This window comes from Falsiroseomonas sp., from assembly GCF_051859025.1.
In the GTDB taxonomy this organism is placed as follows: domain Bacteria; phylum Pseudomonadota; class Alphaproteobacteria; order Acetobacterales; family Acetobacteraceae; genus Falsiroseomonas.
Genome location: NZ_JBHYGL010000036.1, coordinates 1 through 2936, shown reverse-complemented (window position 1 = coordinate 2936; position 2936 = coordinate 1). Strand labels below are relative to the sequence as shown.

Sequence of the window (2936 nt, the reverse complement as noted above, 5' to 3'; positions counted from 1 at the left end):
GCGTGATGCCGTCCATCGTCCGCACCACCTCCGTCACCACCGCGCCGCCGCGCGTCGCGATCTCGCTCGCCGAGGCCGCGAGCTTGTTGGCCTGCAGCGCGCTTTCGGCGTTCTGCTTCACCGTGCTGGTCAGCTCCTCAAGGCTCGCGGAGGTTTCCTCGAGGCTCGAGGCCTGTTCCTCCGTCCGCTGCGAGAGGTCCGTGTTACCCATCGCGATCTCCCGCGATGCGGTGGCGATGGTGCCGCAGCTTTCCGTGATGCCGGCGACGACGGCCGACATGGTGTCCAGCAACCCGTTGATGCCGCCGCAGAGCGCGCCGATCTCCCCCGCCTTGCCGTCCAGCGGCACGCGATGGCTGAGGTCATTGGCCTGGGCGGAGGCCACCACGGCCTGGGTCTGCGCGACGGCCAGCTTCAGGGCTTCCGCCGCATCCACCTGGGCGGTGATGTCGGTGGCGTATTTTACCACCTTGAACGGCCTGCCGTTCATGTCGAGGATGGGGTTGTAGCTCGCCTGGATCCAGACCGCGCGGCCGCCCTTGCCGATCCGCTTGTACTGGCCGGCATCGTTCTCGCCCCGCGCGAGCTTGTCCCAGAACACGCGGTATTCCGGGCTCTGCCGATAGGCGGGCTCGACGAACATCGAATGATGCTGGCCACGCACCTCATCCAGCGAATAACCCAGGGTGTGGAGGAAGTTCGCATTCGCGCCCAGCACCCGGCCATCCAGGCCGAATTCGATGACCGCCATCACCTTGTCGATCGCTGCGATCTGGCCGCGAAAATCGGCATCCTGCAGCTTCGCTTCCGTGACGTCGGTGGCGTACTTCACCACCTTGAACGCCTTGCCATTGGCATCGAGGATCGGGTTGTAGGTGGCCTGGATCCAGACTTCCCGGCCACCCTTGGCGACTCGCTTGTACTGCCCCGCATCGTATTCGCCGCGGCCGAGCTTGTCCCAGAACGCCTTGTATTCCGGGCTCTGGCGATAGGCGGGATCGACGAACAGGGAGTGGTGCTGGCCCCGCACCTCATCCAGCGTATAGCCGAGGACGGAGAGGAAATTCCCGTTGGCATGGACGATCCGGCCATCGAGGGTGAATTCGATGACGGCCATGGCCTTGTCGATGGCCGCGAGCTGCCCCTGCTGGGTGCGGAGTGTCGTCACCTCCTGCCATTCCAGGATGTTGCCGTCATAGGTGCCGTCAGGCGCGTGGCTCGCATTGACCGTGAGGGCGAACTTCACCTCGCCCACACTGATGTCGGTGCGGTGGGGCAGGCGGGACTCGTCCGCCAGCATCCGGCGCTGATGCCAGGGATCGCGATGGAAGGTGTCGATGCACATGCCGACGATCCGTTCCGGCACGAAGTTCGGCCAGACCTTGCGGAACTCCGGCTCGTAGCGCTTCAGGAGCTCGACGGTCGTGCTGTTGACGTGGGTGACGACGAAGTCGCGATCCACCATCATCATCGCCGCCGAGACCTTTTCCAGCGACTGGCCGATGTGATGGCTCTTCGCCTCCTCCATCGCCTGGGCGGTGACGTCGCGCACCAGGACCGCCAGGCGGGCCGGGCGGCCCGGTTCGGCCGCGAGCGGCTGCATCATCAGGTCGAGCGTGACGGTGTTACCGCCGGTACCGGCATGGCGCAGCCGCGCATGGCCCGCCTGTCCGGCGGCGACGGTATCGCAGAACCGGCGATAGGCCGCGCTGTCACGCTCCGCCTCCGCCAGCAGCGCGGCATGCGGCCGCCCCGCCAGCGCATCCGCCGATACGCCGAGCAGCGCGGCCAGCGGCGCATTCGCGTCCTGCACCACGCCATCGGCGCCCAGCAACATCATCGGTTGCGCCATGTCGATGGCCGCCATCATGGCCGCCATATCGCGCGCGGAGGCGCGACGATCGGCGCCCGTTCGACGATCCGTGAAGCTCGCGGGCAGCAGGGCCCGTACCGTCCGGCTCATGAACATGGTCGTTCCTTCGCTGACGTCGTCAGGACAGGGTTGCGGGCATGCCCGGCGCCAGATCGGCGTCCGGCAGATTGAGAAGGTTGTCGAGCGAGACGAGGGAAACCATGGCGCCCTCACGCGGGATGAGGCCCGACAGCAGCCGTTCCGGCACGCTCATGCCGACTTCCGGCACGGCCCGGACTTCCTCCGCGCCGACGGTGATGATGTCGGACACGCTGTCCACCAGCAGCCCCGCCATCCGCGTCGCCGTCTGGATGATCACCACCACATGCATCGCCGTCGCCGCCGTCTGCCCCAGCCCGAAGCGGGACCGCAGGTCGAGGATCGGCACGATGGTACCGCGCAGGTTGATCACGCCCCGCACCCAGGCCGGCGCGTGCGGCAGTGCAGTCGTCTCCGACCAGCCCTTGATCTCCCGCACCGACAGGATGTCGATCCCGTATTCCGCATCGCCCAGCGTGCAGGTGATGTATTGCGTCACACCCGCACCGGCATCGGCGCCCGCCGCCATCGCCAGGCCTCGCGCTTGCGCCTCGATCCCGGCGATCCGGGGCTGCATCGATGTCTGCATCACAGCCTTCCTGCCTTGGGGCGGTGCCGGACACCCCGGCACCAGACCCCTTCATTGCGCCTTCAACCCGAATCCCGTCCCGGGACCGTCAGAATGCCCGCCAGTCCTCGTCGCTGGCCTTCGTCGCGACGCGGGCTGACCGCCGCGCCACCGGTGCCGGCGCAGAAGCCGTGCGCTGCGGCGATGCTGGCGAAGCTTTGCCCTCGTCGAGCTTGAAGGCGGACACCATCTGCATCAGCGTGTCCGACTGCTGCTCCATGGACTTCGCCGCGGCCGCTGCTTCCTCGACCAGCGCCGAGTTCTGCTGGGTAATCTTGTCCATCTGTGCGACTGCGACGTTAACCTGCTCGATCCCCGCCGATTGTTCCTGCGACGCGGCCGAGATCTCCGCCATGA

2 protein-coding genes and 1 pseudogene are annotated in these 2936 nt (G+C 67.1%); all 3 read right to left on the bottom strand.

Annotation, left to right across the window (positions count from 1 at the left end):
• Positions 1-1963 (bottom strand): PAS domain-containing protein (locus tag ACTIE5_RS23130; protein ID WP_439552087.1); only part of this gene is annotated, 1963 nt, incomplete at its 3' end.
• A gap of 28 nt (positions 1964-1991) precedes the next feature.
• A complete protein-coding gene (locus tag ACTIE5_RS23125; RefSeq protein WP_439552086.1) occupies positions 1992-2540 on the bottom strand; it encodes a chemotaxis protein CheW in 549 nt (182 codons plus the stop codon).
• 88 nt (positions 2541-2628) lie between these two features.
• Positions 2629-2936, bottom strand: a pseudogene (locus ACTIE5_RS23120) (methyl-accepting chemotaxis protein); the annotation flags it as partial.

Excerpts from the sequence above, each read along its gene's own strand:
- ACTIE5_RS23125 (WP_439552086.1), bottom strand. The coding sequence starts at position 2,540 with ATGCAGACATCGATGCAGCCCCGGATCGCCGGGATCGAGGCGCAAGCG.